This is a genomic window from Desulfobulbaceae bacterium DB1, from assembly GCA_001914235.1.
Lineage (GTDB): Bacteria > Desulfobacterota > Desulfobulbia > Desulfobulbales > SURF-16 > DB1.
On sequence record MQUF01000008.1, the window covers coordinates 165,910 to 183,001 of the forward strand.

The following is a 17,092-nucleotide window of genomic DNA, read 5'->3' on the forward strand; positions in this document are numbered from 1 at the left end:
AAATTTTATTTTTCAACCACGAAACGAAAAAATTTCTCGCCGTTTGCAAAATGCACAGAAGAAGCTGCGCCGTTTTTCTCGGTATAACCGTTGTTGTTTTTCTTCTCCGGGCTGCGGGAATCAAAAAGGGCAAAAGGGACCGGATCGGCAACATGGGTTTTCAGCCGCAAAGGGGTCAGGTGGTCCATGCAGATAACCAAGCGAAAATCCGTTGTCTTGTCCTGAAGCATGGCATCCACCATGGGCCGGACGATTTTGTCGTCAAAATCTTCAATGGCCTGTATTTTTTCATCAAGCAACCCCTGATGGCCGGTTTCGTCCGGCGCCTCGACATGCACAAGGACAAAATCTTTTTCACTGATCGCTTGCAGGGCCGCATCGACCTTGCCTTGGTAATTGGTATCCAGATAGCCTGTGGCGCCGGGCACGTTAATGATTTCCATGCCGGCATAGACACCAATACCCTTGAGCAGGTCAACCGCTGAAATCAACGCGCCGCTGATGCCGTAATTCTCTTGCAGGGTTGACATTTTCGGGGCCTTTCCCTGGCCCCAGAGCCAGACTCCGTTTGCCGAAGATTTGCCAAGCTCCTCCCTCTTCTTATTGATGGGATGCTTCTGCAGGATCTGCCCCGCTTTCTTCATGAATTCCATTAACAGCGGCTGCAGCTCATATTTTTTCCAGAAGGCAGTGACGTCCTGGCCGGTATAGTCATGTGGCGGAACGGTGACAAGCCCGGCCGGATTGCCTCGATAAATAAAAAGATGGCGGTAACTGACACCGGGATAAAGGGTATATTTATCGTTTGAAATGGAATCATTGATCGCTCCGACGAGTTCCCTCGCCTCGTCCGTATCAATATGGCCGCCGCTGTAATCAACCATGATGACCCTGTCGCCTTCGTGGTGCAGAGTCACCAGATTGCAACGGAAGGCGATCTCGTTTTCCTGCAAATCAACTCCGAGGCTGGCGGCTTCCAGGGGAGAACGACCGGAGTAGACTTCTTCCGGTCTGTATCCAAGCAGAGACAGATTGGCCACGTCGCTGCCGGGGGGGAACCCCTGGGGAACCGTTTGCACCTGGCCCTGTATGCCGTGCCGGGCGATGAAATCCATGGCCGGTGTCCTGGCAGCTTCCAGGGGCGTTTTCCCCTCGAGCACATCGAGGGGAAAATCTCCCATGCCGTCCCCAACCAATATGATATATTTCATGTTATTCTTCATTAACCAGAATTCTAATCTTCACCGTTTCCGCAGTGGTGGTTTCAAGCGCGTTGATTTCCTCAAGGGCTTTTCTCACAGAGGCTTCCTTTGCTTCATAGGTCCGCATGACGATGGGGACGGTTCCTTTTTTCTCCCTGCCCTTCTGAATCACCGATTCAATACTGATGTCGTATTTCCCGAGGATGCCGGAAATTTTTGACAGCACCCCAGGTTTATCCAGGGTGGAAAATCTGAAATAATAGGGAAAGCTGAGTTCTTCCAGGGGAGTGATGCGTCGTCGGGCGATATGCTTGTGCTGATAGGAAAGACTGGGGACCCGATTGATTGCATTACAGGAAATGTTTCTGGCGATATCCACCACGTCGGCCACAACCGCGCTGCCGGTCGGCATCTTACCTGCACCTTTGCCGTACAGGAGAATGTTTTCCACCATGTCGCCGGTAAAATAGAAACCGTTGTATGCCCCGTTGATATTGGCCAGCATATGTTTTTCCGGCACCATGGTCGGGTGAACCCGTGCCTCGACATGTTCGCCGTGGTTGCGGCTGACGGCCAACAATTTAATGCGGTAACCGAACTCCTTGGCAAACTCGATGTCAATCGGCTCGATCCGGGAAATGCCTTCGCAGATGACATCCTCCAGCCGCACATCCATGCCGTAGGCCATGGTCATCAGAATGACAAGCTTGTGGGCTGTATCGATACCCTCAATATCATAGGTTGGATCGGCCTCAGCATATCCTTTTTTCTGCGCCTCGGCCAGAACCTCTGCAAAGGGGGTTCCATGGTCGGTCATCTGGGTCAGGATATAATTGCCGGTACCGTTCATGATGCCCATGATGGTCAGTATTTTGTTGGCAACCAGACCTTCCTTGAGGGTCTTGATAAGCGGGATGCCCCCTCCGACACTGGCCTCAAATCCGATTTCCACATTTTTTTCATGGGCGGCAGCGAATATCTCCATGCCATGCTCGGAAAGGAGCGCCTTGTTGGCGGTCACCACATGCTTGCCCTGGCGGATCGCCTCAAGAATGAACTTTTTCGCAAGAGTTGTCCCGCCGATAAGTTCAATGACAATGTCAATTTCAGGATCATTAATGATATCCGCGGCATCCCTGGTCAATTCCGTGCCATGAAACAGGCTCGGCAGACTTTCCACTGAAATATCTGCCACTTTTTTCAAGACAATGGATAAGCCGCTTCTTTTCTTTAGGCGCTCCGCCTGTTCATAAAGCACCTGAGCGGTTCCGCTGCCGACGGTGCCAAATCCTATGAGTCCTACCTGAATAGCTTTCATGATCACTGTAGCCTTACAATAAATTTGTCAAAATTAAAAAACACGCAATTTTATGAAAAATCAGATTAATTACCCTCTTTCATGGCGTATGTCAAAAAAATCCGCTGAGAAAGAAGTAAAAAAAAACGGCAAAAACGGAACTTTTTTTGCAAGCTTTTTTTCTAAAAAGGGACACTGTTTGGCGTTTCCATTAAAATCTTCTTGAAATAGTAAAAAAAGGGTATATATAATACTTCGTTTTAATGAAACATATTATTATGCAGGTTCGAGGTTTCGATTTTATGTCATTTCCTTTGATTTCCCATCCAAGGGTATCTTTTTTTCACCCGTTTCATAACACTATGTCATTCTATCATTAACCAGAACCAGCAACAAGTATCCTCCCTTTTTCATCCGGTTTCATCTATCTTGAGCCAACGTCATTATTAAGGAATTACCGTGCAAGAACTGAATATTTTCACCATGTTTTGGAATGCGGGGCTGGTCGTCAAAATCGTCATGATGCTTCTGCTCTTTTTTTCATTGATGTCCTGGTATATTGTTTTTCAGAAACAAATGCTTTTCAAAAAGGTCAAGGCTGAATCAAAACAGTTCCTGGATAAATTCTGGAGCAGTAAAACACTTGCCGAGGCCTATAAATCGGCGCTTGATTCCTCCCTTTGCCCGGAAGCTGCCATATTCAGGTCGGGTTATGCCGAACTGCAAAAAATCGGCAAGCGCAAGACGAGTACCAACGGTGAGCCCCAGACCCTTGAGATGTGCCTTGCCGGCATGGAAAACCTGAAAAGGGTTTTAAACAAATCCGTCGACAAGGAAGCTTCCCTGTTGAACGAATCCCTTTCCTTTCTCGCCACCACGGGAAGCTCCACCCCATTTATCGGACTTTTCGGCACCGTTTGGGGAATCATGGCCTCGTTCAAGGAAATAGGCGCCCGGGGATCCGCGTCGCTTGCGGTTGTCGCCCCCGGTATTTCCGAAGCCCTTGTAGCGACTGCCGCGGGACTCGCGGTTGCTATTCCGGCCGTTATTTTCTACAATTACTATTCGAGCCAGGTAGACACTTTTGAGGGCAGCATGGAGAGTTTTGCCAGTGATTTCCTCAACCTTGTCGAAAGGGATCTTATTTCCCGCTGCTAAGGACACTTGACCATGGGACCAATAGGTAAAAAGGGAAAACGGTCGGTTGTCGCGGAAATCAACGTTACGCCCCTGGTGGATGTAATGCTCGTCCTGCTGATAATCTTCATGGTGACGGCGCCGATGATGACCGAGGGGGTCGATGTCAACCTTCCGGAAACCACGGCGAAACCGCTGCGCCAGGATGAGCATCCGGTTGTCATATCCATTGATGAAAAAGGAACCATAGCCCTCGGCAAGATCCAGGGAAATATTAGTATACTGAAACAGGAGCTGTACAAACTGGCTCAGGTCGACGCGGAAAAAACCATTCTGCTCAAGGCGGACAAGAATGTTCCGTACGGCATTGTTGCCGAGGTAATGGCAAGTGTCAAGGATGCCGGGTTCAACAAACTCGGCATGGTGACAAAACCGGAAGAAAAGAAACGCTGAATCATGCCGATTGTCATAAATTTTTCAGATGAACAAAATCGCCTGGTTACAATAGATCGTTTTGTTGCCGAGCATCGAAAAAAAACACTTTTTTTCGCCCTCGGCATTCATCTGCTTGTCACTGCCATGCTGGCGTTCCCCTTGTCTTTTTTCGACTTCAACAAACACGAAGAAATATATACCGTTAATCTCTTTGAGGCGGTTGAGTCGAAACCGGCGACGGAAACCAAACCACCCCCTCCTCCGCCTCCTCCGGCAAAAGAGGTCGCCCCACCGAAAATTACCCCGCCGGTGGAAAGAGTTATTGAAAAACCCATCGAGGAACCGATAACCAAACCGGTTGTTGCCGAACCGGTTGAACCGGTTCAATCTGAATCGACAGAACCGGCTGAAGTAATAAGTTTGAAGCCCCGGCAGGTCAAAAAGGAATTAAAACAGAAAAAACCACCGGCCACGCCCAAGCTTGAAGAGAAAAATATCGATAAAGCACTGGAGCGGATCAAGGCAAATCTGAACCGCCAGAAAGAGCTGCAGAAAGCACGGGAAATGGAAGCTGAAGCGGCAGTTGCCGCTGATGAAGCTGTCGCGAAACTGCGTCAGACCATCCATTCCCAGCGTCCATCCGGAAAAGGAAAAACCCCCTCATCCACCGCGGTCAATTCAACCGCGACGGCATCAACTTCCACCGCTGGAACCGGCACCGGCAGCAGCTCGCAGCTTGATGCGGCATTAAAATTATATTACATTGCCGTTTCAAACAAAATTCATGAGCATTGGATTTTGCCGGCCCTGCAGGAGTGGAAAAATGACTTGAAATCGGTCGTGGTTGTCCATGTGCAACGTGACGGCACCGTCACGGATCATTATATTGAAGAAAAATCCGACAATCCTTATTTTGATCAGTTTGTCGAAAAAACCTTGAAAGAATCGTTGCCGCTGCCGCCCTTTCCTCCGGGAATAGACGAGGACAGTCTGGAAATCGGCCTTGTTTTTCACCCGAGCGGCATGGAATAACAAATAACCATCACACATTCTCCTATGAAACTTATCGAAAATTTTTTCTATGCCACCCTGTTTGCAGCTCTCTTTCTGGCCTTTGCCGACCCTACCCTGGCGGCGAAAAGAGTCAATCTCGACATTACCGGTGCGGAATCCAAGAAGGTGCCTGTTGCCGTTCCTTATTTCCAGGATCTCAACCGTCCCGGCGAAATACAGAAAGCCGGCCGGGATCTGGCAATGCTCACCGGCAAAGCCCTTGATTTTCATGGTTTCTTGAAAACAATCCCTCCTGAGTCCTATGGTGGCATGCAGGACGCAAACTGGACGACTTTGGGCGCTGATTACGTCATTTTGGGACAATATGTCATTACAGGCGACAATGTCAATTTGGAGCTGCGCCTGCAGGACGTATCGGAAGGGAAAATGATTTTCGGCCGCAAATTCAGCATGCACAGGAATCAAAGCAAAAAAACCGTTCTCAAGTACTGTGACCAAGTCATTGAGAAACTGACGGGCAATCCGGGAGTCAGCACGACAAAGATTGCCTTTGTTTCAGACCGGACCGGGAACAAGGAGATATTTCTCACTGATATTTTTGGGGATTCCGTACGGCAGGTTACACGGCACAAATTTCTTTCCCTGGCGCCCCGGCTTTCTCCGAATGTGTCGCGCATGGCGTATACCTCCTATCATCGCGGCAACGCCAACCTTTACATTACCGATCTTTCCCAGGACAAAACAACCAAGGCCATTTCCCGCCGAGTCGGCTTGAATATGGCTCCAGCCTGGAGCCCTGATGGCCGGAGCATGCTGGTAACCTTGAGTAAAGACGGTAATCCGGATCTTTATCAGATGAATATGGACGGCAGTATCGTCAGGCGATTAACGGCAAATGCCGGCATCAATGTCTCTCCCAGTTTTTCACCGGACGGCAGCCAGGTCGCCTTTGTTTCCGACCGCAGCGGCGTGCCCCAAATTTATATCATGGATTACAATTCCGGCTCCACCAACAGGTTGACCTATCAGGGGAATGAAAACACCACTCCCGCCTGGTCTCCCGACGGACAATGGATCGCATATACGGCACGGCATGAAGGTTCCTATCAGCTCTTCAAGATTTCCCCGAAAGGAAGCGCGCCCATCCAACTGACCTCCTCCGGCGGCGATCATGAAGCACCGAGCTGGTCTCCCGACTCACGACAGCTGGTTTTCAGCCGTACAGTCGGTAATGCGAAAAAATTGTACGCGATTTTTCACAACGGCCAGGAAATGCGGCAGTTGTTTTCATTGGACGGAAACCAAATTACCCCTCAATGGTCAAACAGAATTGATTGAAAAGCAGTCTTTTTTGATGAACGCTACATTTAAGAGGTCACACTGATGAAGAAAATTTTTTCCCGCTCCTTTTATTCGCTTCTTGCCGTCGGGCTTGTCCCCTTGCTTTCCGGCTGTGTGACCGACCAGGATTTTCGTGGTCTCCAGCTGCAATTCCGTAGCCTGGACAACAGGCTTGTCGAATTGGAACGCGACTTTGACCAACTGCAGAATAATGCCGGCAGTTCCGTTGAGGTGATGCGCAAGCAGCAGGCGGGAATGGGGAGTACCATTGACAAGCTAAACGCTGAATTGCTGCAGATCAAAGGACAGCTCGACGAATCGCGTCACCGTTATCGAAATCTGCAATCGGAAAATCAGAAACTTCAGGAAGAAATTTCCTTGTTGGGCCAAAAAACCGATGAACAGGCCGGTTCCTTACAAGAGCGAATCACCACCGTCGAGTCCAGTACCAGCGAAATTGACACCCGCCTGGCCAACGTTCATACAAACCTGGCGGAAATGCAGGAAGAGCAGGCAAAAGCCGCGGCCCTGGCGGCTGAAATGGCGAGGAAAAAAGCCGAGCTTGCCCGGCAGAGCTCCAGCTCTCAGCAGCGGCACGAGATAACCCCGGTAAAGATCAAAAAGTCTCCGGGCATCGCCGCCGCGGTCAGCGAACAAGCAGAACCAGAACCGCAAGCGGTTACCGCAATTCAGCCCAATCAAGCGCAAGCCAAAGCCTCGGGCAACACCATGTACGATGAGGGACTGGAGCTTTTTAAGGCGAAAAAATACAAAGAGGCCCACGATGTTTTTGCCCAGTTCGCCAAGAAACATCCGAATGATGAACTTGCCATCAACGCAAGATTCTGGATCGGCGACTGTCTTTTCAATCAGGACGAATTCGCCATGGCCATTCTCGAGTACCAGAATGTCATTGCCGATTATCCAAATCATGTCAAGGCCCCGGCAGCCCTTTTCAAACAGGGCATGGCTTTTGAAAAGCTCCAGGACTCGGAAACCGCCAAGATTGTTTACAACAAAATTCTGGCCGAATACCCGAGCAGCGACCAGGTCGATGCGGCCAAAGGCAGATTGTCGAAACTGGGAAATTAAGCGGCAAAGACAAAGATCGGAAGTCAGATAAAAAAAAGGCCGGGAGTAATCCCGGCCTTTTTTTTATTGGTAGCGGATACCTCTTTAGCGAAAAAAGATATCAGGGCGCGATGCCGAGTTCTTTTTCTTTTTCGTGTACCGCAAGCCGTGTCTTGATCGCCGTATCGGGGATAAGGCTCATCGAGTCGATGCCGCATTCAACCAGGTAGGTGGCAAACTCCGGAAAGTCACTGGGCGCCTGGCCGCAGATGCCGATTTTCTTACCGCGGCGTTTCGCCGTATCAATGACCATTTTCACCATGGTCTTGACGGCATCATTGCGCTCATCAAAAATATGGGCAATCAGGTCGGAATCCCGGTCAAGGCCAAGTGTAAGCTGGGTCAGGTCGTTTGAGCCGATGGAAAAGCCGTCGAAAACATCGGCAAATGCGTCGGCGGAAATGACGTTGCTGGGGATCTCGCACATGACGTAAATCTCAAGTCCGTTCTCACCCTGCACCAGGCCGTTTTCCTTCATAACCTGAATAACTTTTTTCCCCTCTTCCGGGGTACGGCAGAAAGGCACCATCAACTTGATGTTGGTCAGGCCCATATCGTTGCGGGCCTTGAGCAGCGCCTGGCATTCAAGCTCAAAAGCAGGACGGTATTTCGGGTCATAGTAGCGCGAAGCGCCACGCCAGCCGATCATCGGATTGCTTTCTACCGGCTCATAGAACTTCCCGCCGACAAGGTTGGCATATTCATTACTCTTGAAGTCTGAAAGACGAACAATGACGTCTTTTGGGTAAAAGCCGGCGCCGATCCTGCCGACACCTTCGGCAAGCTTGTCGATAAAGAACCGTTTTTTGTCTCCGGGATAGGCGCTGGTTCTCCTTTCTATCTCGGCAACCACCTCGGCAACCTTGCTGTCGGTTGCCGCTTTTGCCTTGAGCTCCTCAAAATTATAAAGGGCGAGAGGATGAATGCCGATGTGGGAGTTGATGATGAACTCTTCACGGGCCAGGCCGACACCTTCATTGGGAATCTGTCCTTCGGAAAATGCCTTCTCGGGAATACCGACGTTCATCATGATTTTCGTGCGGGTGGCCGGAACCGAATCGAGATCAAGTTTCTCGACCTCAAATTTGAGCAGTCCTTTATAGATATGGGCCGTTTCGCCCTCGGCACAGGAAACCGTCACTTCGGTGCCGGTCTTGATGATTTCCGAACCGTTTTCCGTGCCGATAACACAGGGGATACCAAGTTCGCGGGAGATGATGGCGGCATGACAGGTCCGGCCGCCACGGTTGGTAACAATGGCGCTGGCGATTTTCATGATCGGCTCCCAGTCGGGATCGGTCATATCGGTAACCAGCACCTCGCCTTTCTTAAACTGGCCGATATGGGCGGTGTCCTTGATAACATGGGCAATACCCTGACCGATCTTGGTACCAACCGCCTGTCCCTCAACGATGACCTCTCCTTTTTCTTTGAGGACATAGGTTTCCATGGTTTTCTTGCATGCCTGGGAATGAACGGTTTCAGGCCGTGCCTGGACGATATACAGTTTTCCGGTTCCGACGTTGACTCCGTCACCGTCTTTTGCCCACTCTATATCCATCCCTTTGTTGTAATGGTCCTCAATGATGCATGCCCATTTGGCCAGCTGCAGAATCTCGTCGTCATTGATGATGTACATGCCGCGCTCAGCCGGGGTTGTGGGAATGTTTTTAACGGGCTCTTCCGTGTTGGGGTCGTTGTCGTAAATCATTTTGATTTCTTTGCTGCCGACCCGCTTGCTGACAATAGGCCTTTTGCCCTCTTTCAGGGTTGGTTTGAAAACATAGAACTCATCAGGATTTACCGCACCCTGCACAACGTTTTCACCAAGTCCCCAGGCACCGGTCAGAAAAACGGCATCCTTGAAGCCGCTTTCCGTATCAATGGAAAACATGACGCCGGAAGAGGCGGAATCACTGCGCACCATTTTCTGGACAGTAATGGAAAGATAGACGTCAAACTGGCCGAATCCCTTGTCGTGGCGATAGGAAATAGCACGGTTGGTAAAAAGACTGGCGAAACATTTACGGCAATTCTGAATGAGATTGTCATAACCGTGAATATTAAGATATGTTTCCTGCTGGCCGGCAAAGGAGGCGTCGGGCAGATCCTCGGCGGTGGCGGAAGAGCGAACGGCCACATCGACATTCGGTCCGTATTCGGCTTCCATTTTTTTGTATGCTGCAATAATTTCCTGACGGAGCTCATCGGGAAATTCAGCGGTTCTGATAATATTACGAACCTTTTCGCCGCGTTCGGAAAGATTTTTCATGTCATGGGTATCAAGATCGGCCAAAACGTTTCTGATGGCTTCCTCGATTCCGGCCTTTTCCAACAGATAGCGGTAAGCATAGGCGGTAATGGCGAAGCCATGGGGAACGGCAACTCCTTTTGAGGTGAGTTTCTGGTACATCTCACCAAGCGATGCGTTTTTTCCACCAACCATCGGCACATCTTCAATCCCGATATCGTCGAACCAAAGAATAAAGGCCTTATCGTGATTTTTTCCCATGTTTTCGCTCCTTGCATAAGTTGATTTGAATTGGCATTCAAAAAATTGACAAACTGGATACAAAATTTGAAATAACTGAAGATTTTCCGTCCTCTCTATATAGCTAATCTCAGGTGCATGGTCAACAAAGAATGTCCTTTTGCAGCAGACGTTTTTTCCCAAACCATGCTGCTTTGATTTTTACAGGTCGAGCAATGCATCTTCCCGCTGCCCAGTTGTACGTTTACTTCTTGCCCAGTCGATTGATACAGTCCTGCATTCTTTCTATCAGATTATCAAGTTCCGGCTTGGTCACCTGATCATCGGCCCCGACAGACTCCCCTTTGCGACGCAGGGCATCATTAATCATCGATGAAAAAAGCAGAAGTGGAATTTTCCTGTAGGCCGCTTGTTGTTTGACCCGCATGCACAAATGATGGCCATCCATCCGCGGCATTTCAATATCTGAAATAATGGCCAGAATCTTTTTGTCAACCTCGCCCTTTGTCCTCAGATCTTCGAGAAATTCAAAAGCCGCCTGTCCATCGGACTTCGGAATTACCTTAAACCCCGCAGTCTGCAACGTTTTCGTCAACTGCATGAGAACAACTCGGGAGTCATCAACCACCAGAACGGACTTGTCATATTTTTCTTCAATTTTCTGGATGTCTTCTTCAGCCAGGTTCGATCGTACCACCATGCTCGGGTCAATGGTGCCGACAATCCTCTCGAAATCGATCATTTGAATTATGAGATTATCGACCTGGCATATTCCGGTGATACTCTGACTTGAAGCGATAAGTTGCGGAGGCGGAGTTATCTGGGACCAGGAAATCCGGTAGACTTTGTCGACGCCGTGGGTGATAAAGCCGAAGGCCTTGCCGTTTAATTCCGCAACAATAACCACCCATTTTTTATCTTCTTTTTTTTGAGTATCCGTCTGATAGGTAAACCAATCACAGAGATCAATCAAAGGGATGGTATGGTTGCGAAGGAGAAAGACTCCCTTCACACATGATGCGCTGTTCGCCACTTCCGTTATGTCACCGGGATAGGCAACCAGCTCCCGCACCTTGGCGGCATTGATGCCGTAGGTGTTTTTATGGAGCCGGTTGGTATCGGGATCAATCCATTCAAGATAAAAGGTGATGACTTCCAGTTCGTTGGTCCCGACTTCGAGCAAAATGTTTCTTTTCGCTTGCTGGCTCATTCAATTTCTCCACGGTGTTTATGATAAAAACGGTCCGGCACACTTTTTTTTGAACGCGACTTCACCTTTTTTCTCTTGCCGCATTAACAATGAAACCATTATAGAATATTTCTTTTTCAAAACACCAGCATCAAATGAAGTGATGCGTCCCCGGACTTGTCTTCAACCCGGCTCTGTGCTATGTTCAAGGCAAATATTTTACAAGGAGTCTTTTTCATGCGAGAAAAAGTACAGGATGCGCTGGATCGAATCAGGCCGACTCTCCAAAAGGATGGGGGGGATGTCCTGTTGGTTGATGTGACGGATAAGGGCGTTGTGAAGGTGCAACTCACCGGAGCGTGCAAGGGTTGCCCCATGTCCCAGATAACCCTGAAGGAAGGGATTGAAAAATTTCTCAAATCAGAGGTGGAGGAAGTCACTGCCGTGGAAGCTGTCTGAATATCCCCTGAAATTATTTATGATACTTTGTCCCCGCCTTGATGGTGTATGCACGATATAGCTGTTCCAACAGCAGCAGCCGCGCCATTTCATGGGTAAAGGTCATGGGGGAGAGGCTGAGAACCAGATCCGCCCTGTTGACCACGGCCGCTGCAAGTCCTTCCGGACCACCGATGATGAATGAAACAACCTGTCTGCCCTGATTTTCCCAGTCGCCAACAAGTTCAGCAAATTTTTCCGATGACAGTCGGCTTCCCGCCGGGTCGAGCGCAACCAGGAAAGCCCCTTTGCTGCAACTTTCCAGAAGCAGCTTCCCCTCTTTTTCGCGCGCCCGGTCTGATTCATGGGGACCTTTTATTTCCTTGACCGCCTTCATGTCTATTTTGGCGTAATGACTGATGCGGCCGGCAAAATCCTCGATACCTGCGCGGAGATACCCTTCTTTTGTTTTTCCGGGAGAAATCAGCTCCAGTCGCATCAGCGGCCGTTGCCTTCTTTCAGTCGAGAAGAAAAAATTCTGCAGAATTCTTCATAACCCATTTCACTGTTGATTCCGGGGCAGGAAGTGCTGATCGCCTGAAAGTTCGCCGGGTCGGCGAGAATGCTGGGATGCAGCGGCCATTGGGTGCAGCGCCACGGCTTGCCGGAATGAATTGTGCAGCCGTTATCAAAAAAGATGCAATGGCCGTCGACTATTTTCATTTGCACCACCGTGCCGGTAACCCGCAAATATTTTTTCTTCACCTCGTCAACGGGCATCTTGAGATAATCAACCATTCTTTCCAGGTCGGCATCGTCAAGGGAAACGGTTGTCTCCCCATGACAGCAGTAGCCGCACTGTTTGCACTCGAATATTTCCCTTTCCATGAGTATCCTGCTGATAAAAAAATGAATAAAATCGGTCAAGGCTTACGCCCTGCCGGTAATTTCTCCAAAAAGACTGATGTCGATGCCGTGCTTTGCGGTGACTTGCTCCCACATCCGGACAGGACTCACCCCGAAAAGATCCTCATAGTCAGCCGGCAGGGCCAGCCAGCCGTCATCGGTAAGCTCATTCTCCAGCTGCCCCGGCGCCCATCCGGAATAGCCCAGACAAAAACGGTAATCCTTCGGACCGCGGCCCACGGCAATATCGTGCAGAATCCCGGCATCCCTGGACAGATGAACCTGCCTGTTTATTACCATGAATTCCTTGGCGCGGTAATCACTGGAATGAAGGATATAAACAGCCTCGATTTCCACCGGTCCGCCGAAAAAAAGAGGCGGCAGCGAAATGTCCGGAGTCGGGATATCCATGCTCTCGTAAAGCGCCTCCAAGGTTACATCTTCAATGGGATCATTCAATACCAGTCCCATGGCACCGCCTTCAGACGTATGGCTGCACACATAAATAACCTTGCGGGCAAACCGGGGGTCCGGCATCCGGGGCGTGGCAATCAAAAAATATCCGGTAAGACTGTCCATTTTCGGTACCATTCATGGAAGGAAGCCGCTGTAAGAAAACAATTGTGACATCACCCTTCGGCCAACGACATAAGGGGCCGTAACGAAATGGCGCAAAAAAACAATCATTGTTTTTTTTGTCGGCCCCTCATATTTTGCGCGGCATGCATCAAACTTATCAGAGAGAATAAGTGTGTCAAGTATGATGTCGACCCGGGAAAAAATAATAGGGATTGTTGAGAAAAATATGCTACACTTTTTTTCGTGATCAAATATAAATGAAAGGAGTATTTTACGTTAATATCATTCGCATATCGCCTGACGACAATCGACTGTAAAAAAATGAATAAAGGAACAGCATGACAATTGACATAACCCACGAACTCGACAAGGTTATCGCCTCCGACCACCATGATCCCTTTGTGGTGCTTGGCGTCCATGTACTCGAACATGATCCGAATTCCGCTATTATCCGCACCTTTCTTCCCTTGGCCGAATCGGTCCGGCTGGTGGTTGGCGATGAAAAGCGCGACATGTATAAAATGAGGGATGAAGGACTGTTTGAAATCGTCGTCCCCGACTATGCCACGCCCTTCAATTATTTCTTTGAGGCGACCTGCTACAATAACGTCATTCGCACCTATGTTGATCCGTATCGTTTTCTGCCCCAACTGTCCGAATACGACCGCCATCTCTTTAACAACGGCACCCATTATCAACTTTACGAAAAACTGGGCGCCCATCCGGCCGTTATCGACGGCATAGACGGCACATTGTTCCGTGTTTGGGCGCCGTCCGCCCGGCGGGTCAGTGTTATCGGCAATTTCAACTATTGGGATGGCCGTGTTCACCAGATGCGGGTGCTGGGCTCATCCGGCATCTGGGAGCTTTTTATCCCGGGAATCCATCAGGGGGAAATCTACAAATACGAAATACGGACTCCCACCAACGACATCGTTGAAAAAGCCGATCCATGCCAGTTCTATGCGGAAATCAGGCCGAAAAGCGCCTCGGTTGTCTGGGAAATCGACAATTACGCATGGCAGGATCAGGCCTGGATGGAAAAAAGAAGATCCCACAAACTGTATGACCGCCCTGTCTCGGTTTATGAGGTTCATCCCGGCTCATGGCAGCGCGACCCTTCCAATCCGGAGCGTTTTCTTTCCTTCCGGGAACTTGCCGGCAGTCTTGTCCCCTATGTGAAAAAAATGGGCTTTACCCATATCGAACTGATGCCGGTGATGGAGCACCCCCTTGACGAGTCCTGGGGATACCAGACCACCGGTTATTTTGCCGTGACCAGCAGGTTCGGCACCCCGCAGGACTTCATGTATTTCGTTGACTGTTGCCATCAGAATGATATCGGCCTTATTCTCGACTGGGTTCCATCCCATTTCCCCACCGACGGTCACAGCCTGGCACGCTTTGACGGGACAGCTCTTTATGAACATGAGGACCCCCGGCAGGGCGCTCATCCTGAATGGCGCACCCTTATTTTCAATTATGCCCGCCGCGAAGTGGCAAATTTCCTCATTGCCAATGCCCTGTTCTGGCTGGACAAATATCATATCGACGGTATCCGCGTTGATGCGGTTGCCTCCATGCTCTATCTTGACTATGGCAGAAAGGACGGCAACTGGATACCCAACCCCTACGGCGGCAAGGAAAATCTTGATGCCATTGAATTTATCAAGCATCTCAATGCCATTGTTTACCAGCGGCACCCAGATGTAACCATGACGGCCGAGGAGTCGACCAGCTTTTACGGCGTTTCAAAACCAACGGATCTCGGAGGTCTGGGTTTCGGTTTCAAATGGAACATGGGCTGGATGAACGACATGCTCGACTATTTCAGCCGCGACCCCCTGTTTCGCAAATTCCACCACAACAATCTGACCTTTTCCCTGCTCTACGCCTTTTCGGAAAACTTCATTCTTCCCCTCTCCCATGATGAGGTGGTGCACGGCAAAAAATCGCTGCTTTCAAAAATGCCGGGCGACAGATGGCAACAGTTCGCCAACCTGCGGCTGCTCTTCTTTTTTCTTTGGACCCATCCCGGCAAAAAACTTCTTTTCATGGGCGGAGAATTCGGCCAGGTTTCCGAATGGTACTGCAAGACAAGTCTGGACTGGCATCTGGCCGAACAGGAGGCGCTTCATCACCAGCTGCAGTATTATGTTGAAAAACTGAATGAATTCTATAAAAACCAGCCGGCCCTGTGGCAGGTGGACTTTTCCCCCGCCGGTTTCCAGTGGATGGATTTCAAGGACTTCGACAACTCCATTATTGCCTATGCCCGTTTCGGCAAGAATCCCGCCGAACACGTGGTCTGCCTGCTCAATATGACACCGCAGGTGCACTACCATTATAAACTCGGCGTCCCGGAGTTGACCGATTACCGGGAAATATTCTGCTCGGATGGAAGTTCGTTCGGGGGCAGCAATGTAAATAATCCCCAAGTCAAAACTCCTTACGCGGAGCCTTTCGGAGAGGCACGCTACCATATCAAGGTGACTGTTCCCCCCTTGTCGGGCATCATCTTCAAGCCGGTAAGAAAATAGCAGGCTGGCGCATTGCATCAAAAAGGAGACAGACAGCCATGAGCAGCACGCTCCAACCCCCAGGAGACAAGATGAAAAAGGTGATTTGCTGGGTATGTGAAGAAATGAAAGAACATCCCGAAAAGAAACGGGATGTTCTTTATCAGGAGGCGGAGATTCGTTTTGACCTTTCCCCCCTGGAATGCGAATTCCTCAACTCCCATTTCGCCAAGGAGGGAAATAAAAAAAAGTGCTGAAAATTTTGGCCTGAACCAATTCTTGATGATTCCATAAAAACTAAAAAACAATTATAGAGGCCGCGGAGCACACAGAGATAAATGCTTGTAATTTAAAAGATTTTCCCTGTGCTCTTTGCGCGCTCTGTGGTGAAGAAAGACTTTTCACGAGTCCATCAATTAGAGTTTCCATCCCCAGAACGCGAGAAAGGCGGCAAAGTCCCGCATATCGGAACGTTGCCGGTTCCAGGGTTTCAGGCTCGTGTAAAAAACGGTTTGCGAGGTCTGCCGATCACCGTATTCCTTGTCGCATCCCACATTGAGATCCAGAGCCCACCAGCCGATGAGCAGCATTTCCCAGGGCCTGTAGGAATCCTTCACATAACCCTGACGCCACCCCGTTGTTTCGAAAAAAGAGGTCGTTCCGCCACCCGGAACCGGCAGTGCATTCAATGCCGACATGGGTTCCAGTCTGAGCGGGATTGACGCGGCTTTCCGTTTCACTTCCCTTGTCCCGACAATTTTCAGATCCATGACCCGATGGGTATCATCCCGCAAAAAAACCACGAGCCGCTGATCGTCGATCCCGTTATCGGCAAATTCGAGTTGCGCCGGCAGCGTCTCGCCCCACTGCATTTGATTCCGGTTGTTCCAGCCGTCAGGATAGGCGCTTTCCGGCAAAAACGAGGTCGGGGTGATGACAAGATAGCAGCCGCAGGTGTGAACCGTGGTCACCAGCAACGGCTTCCTGTCCTTGTCCAGGGTGACAATGACCAGCAATCCGCCGTTTTTACCGGCAGTCAGATGAAATTGCGGCACCTCGGGAAAATGGAGGCGATAAACCAGATTGGTGTACCGGCTCCTTGCCGTGAAAAATTCATGCATATCGACATATATGACCGCCGCGGAGGGGTCGACGAATACGTCGCCGCCGGCCCCCTCCTCCCGAACAGAGGGCAGACCGATCCGATTGTGAGCGGCATGGAGTGTTTGCGGCACAAAAAACGGAGCATACAGGGAAAAAAGAGTCGGCTCTTCCGGCGGACAATATATGCTGCCCGGTTCTTCGGGAGTGGGGTTCGGCAAACCGGCACAGGAGGCAACAAGCAACGGCAGCAGGAGGAAAAGCAGGGAGAAACGTTGTCGCGGGAAATCACGGCACTGATTCGGCATGGCA

The 17,092-nt window shown here is 50.0% G+C and carries 16 protein-coding genes; 8 read left to right on the forward strand and 8 right to left on the reverse strand.

The features are described from left to right. Positions 1–5 precede the first annotated feature (5 nt). Complete coding sequence (locus BM485_09870) at positions 6–1,211, reverse strand: cofactor-independent phosphoglycerate mutase (protein ID OKY75271.1); 1,206 nt, start codon at positions 1,209–1,211, stop codon at positions 6–8. A gap of 1 nt (position 1,212) precedes the next feature. Further along, positions 1,213–2,520, reverse strand: coding sequence for a homoserine dehydrogenase (locus tag BM485_09875; protein ID OKY75272.1), 1,308 nt, complete (start codon positions 2,518–2,520; stop codon positions 1,213–1,215). A gap of 462 nt (positions 2,521–2,982) precedes the next feature. Between BM485_09875 and BM485_09880 the strand changes: the two genes are divergently transcribed. The 5 genes from BM485_09880 to BM485_09900 are packed head-to-tail and all read left to right on the forward strand — an operon-like array spanning position 2,983 to position 7,518. Next, on the forward strand, positions 2,983–3,657 hold the full coding sequence (locus tag BM485_09880; protein OKY75309.1) for a protein TolQ: 675 nt from the start codon (positions 2,983–2,985) through the stop codon (positions 3,655–3,657). Between the two features lie 12 nt (positions 3,658–3,669). Beyond that, complete coding sequence (locus BM485_09885; protein OKY75273.1) at positions 3,670–4,089, forward strand: protein TolR; 420 nt, start codon at positions 3,670–3,672, stop codon at positions 4,087–4,089. 3 nt (positions 4,090–4,092) lie between these two features. Next, a complete protein-coding gene (locus BM485_09890) occupies positions 4,093–5,103 on the forward strand; it encodes a hypothetical protein (GenBank protein OKY75274.1) in 1,011 nt (336 codons plus the stop codon). A 57-nt stretch (positions 5,104–5,160) separates the two neighbouring features. Further along, positions 5,161–6,423, forward strand: coding sequence for a Tol-Pal system beta propeller repeat protein TolB (locus BM485_09895; GenBank protein ID OKY75310.1), 1,263 nt, complete (start codon positions 5,161–5,163; stop codon positions 6,421–6,423). A gap of 45 nt (positions 6,424–6,468) precedes the next feature. Then, positions 6,469–7,518: a tol-pal system protein YbgF gene (locus tag BM485_09900; protein ID OKY75275.1), complete on the forward strand. Its 1,050-nt coding sequence runs from the start codon at positions 6,469–6,471 to the stop codon at positions 7,516–7,518. Between the two features lie 100 nt (positions 7,519–7,618). Here BM485_09900 and BM485_09905 read toward each other — a convergent pair whose 3' ends face one another. Both BM485_09905 and BM485_09910 read right to left on the reverse strand, forming a co-directional pair. Next, positions 7,619–10,069, reverse strand: a complete 2,451-nt coding sequence (locus tag BM485_09905; protein OKY75276.1) for a phosphoenolpyruvate synthase — start codon at positions 10,067–10,069, stop codon at positions 7,619–7,621. Between the two features lie 223 nt (positions 10,070–10,292). Further along, a complete protein-coding gene (locus tag BM485_09910; protein OKY75277.1) occupies positions 10,293–11,258 on the reverse strand; it encodes a hypothetical protein in 966 nt (321 codons plus the stop codon). Between the two features lie 216 nt (positions 11,259–11,474). On the opposite strand from BM485_09910, the gene BM485_09915 reads away from it, so the two are divergent. Then, the gene (locus BM485_09915; GenBank protein ID OKY75278.1) at positions 11,475–11,696 is read left to right on the forward strand and encodes a hypothetical protein; all 222 of its coding nucleotides are present in this window, start codon (positions 11,475–11,477) and stop codon (positions 11,694–11,696) included. Between the two features lie 13 nt (positions 11,697–11,709). Here the strand turns inward: BM485_09915 and BM485_09920 are convergent, their stop codons facing one another. Genes BM485_09920 through BM485_09930 form a run of 3 tightly spaced genes read right to left on the reverse strand, consistent with a single transcriptional unit; the run spans position 11,710 to position 13,172 of the window. Beyond that, positions 11,710–12,174, reverse strand: a complete 465-nt coding sequence (locus BM485_09920; GenBank protein OKY75279.1) for a hypothetical protein — start codon at positions 12,172–12,174, stop codon at positions 11,710–11,712. Continuing rightward, positions 12,174–12,563: a Fe-S oxidoreductase gene (locus BM485_09925; GenBank protein ID OKY75311.1), complete on the reverse strand. Its 390-nt coding sequence runs from the start codon at positions 12,561–12,563 to the stop codon at positions 12,174–12,176. Before BM485_09925 ends, BM485_09920 begins: the two co-directional genes overlap by 1 nt. Before the next feature lie 42 nt (positions 12,564–12,605). Next, positions 12,606–13,172, reverse strand: coding sequence for a hypothetical protein (locus BM485_09930; protein ID OKY75280.1), 567 nt, complete (start codon positions 13,170–13,172; stop codon positions 12,606–12,608). Positions 13,173–13,504: 332 nt separating this feature from the next. Between BM485_09930 and BM485_09935 the strand changes: the two genes are divergently transcribed. After that, complete coding sequence (locus tag BM485_09935) at positions 13,505–15,700, forward strand: 1,4-alpha-glucan branching enzyme (protein OKY75312.1); 2,196 nt, start codon at positions 13,505–13,507, stop codon at positions 15,698–15,700. Positions 15,701–15,738: 38 nt separating this feature from the next. Beyond that, positions 15,739–15,936 (forward strand): hypothetical protein, encoded by a 198-nt coding sequence (locus BM485_09940; GenBank protein ID OKY75281.1) that lies wholly within the window; start codon positions 15,739–15,741, stop codon positions 15,934–15,936. A gap of 159 nt (positions 15,937–16,095) precedes the next feature. On the opposite strand, the gene BM485_09945 is transcribed toward BM485_09940, so the two are convergent. Continuing rightward, positions 16,096–17,088, reverse strand: a complete 993-nt coding sequence (locus tag BM485_09945; GenBank protein ID OKY75282.1) for a hypothetical protein — start codon at positions 17,086–17,088, stop codon at positions 16,096–16,098. Positions 17,089–17,092 lie beyond the last annotated feature (4 nt).

What these genes read in the sequence shown, in the direction of transcription:
- BM485_09900 (OKY75275.1), top strand. Translation starts at nt 6,469, where the DNA reads ATGAAGAAAATTTTTTCCCGCTCCTTTTATTCGCTTCTTGCCGTCGGG.
- BM485_09915 (OKY75278.1), top strand. Translation starts at nt 11,475, where the DNA reads ATGCGAGAAAAAGTACAGGATGCGCTGGATCGAATCAGGCCGACTCTC.
- BM485_09870 (OKY75271.1), bottom strand. Translation starts at nt 1,211, where the DNA reads ATGAAATATATCATATTGGTTGGGGACGGCATGGGAGATTTTCCCCTC.
- BM485_09910 (OKY75277.1), bottom strand. Translation starts at nt 11,258, where the DNA reads ATGAGCCAGCAAGCGAAAAGAAACATTTTGCTCGAAGTCGGGACCAAC.
- BM485_09885 (OKY75273.1), top strand. Translation starts at nt 3,670, where the DNA reads ATGGGACCAATAGGTAAAAAGGGAAAACGGTCGGTTGTCGCGGAAATC.
- BM485_09920 (OKY75279.1), bottom strand. Translation starts at nt 12,174, where the DNA reads ATGCGACTGGAGCTGATTTCTCCCGGAAAAACAAAAGAAGGGTATCTC.
- BM485_09945 (OKY75282.1), bottom strand. Translation starts at nt 17,088, where the DNA reads ATGCCGAATCAGTGCCGTGATTTCCCGCGACAACGTTTCTCCCTGCTT.
- BM485_09875 (OKY75272.1), bottom strand. Translation starts at nt 2,520, where the DNA reads ATGAAAGCTATTCAGGTAGGACTCATAGGATTTGGCACCGTCGGCAGC.
- BM485_09930 (OKY75280.1), bottom strand. Translation starts at nt 13,172, where the DNA reads ATGGTACCGAAAATGGACAGTCTTACCGGATATTTTTTGATTGCCACG.
- BM485_09925 (OKY75311.1), bottom strand. Translation starts at nt 12,563, where the DNA reads ATGGAAAGGGAAATATTCGAGTGCAAACAGTGCGGCTACTGCTGTCAT.
- BM485_09905 (OKY75276.1), bottom strand. Translation starts at nt 10,069, where the DNA reads ATGGGAAAAAATCACGATAAGGCCTTTATTCTTTGGTTCGACGATATC.
- BM485_09890 (OKY75274.1), top strand. Translation starts at nt 4,093, where the DNA reads ATGCCGATTGTCATAAATTTTTCAGATGAACAAAATCGCCTGGTTACA.
- BM485_09880 (OKY75309.1), top strand. Translation starts at nt 2,983, where the DNA reads ATGTTTTGGAATGCGGGGCTGGTCGTCAAAATCGTCATGATGCTTCTG.
- BM485_09940 (OKY75281.1), top strand. Translation starts at nt 15,739, where the DNA reads ATGAGCAGCACGCTCCAACCCCCAGGAGACAAGATGAAAAAGGTGATT.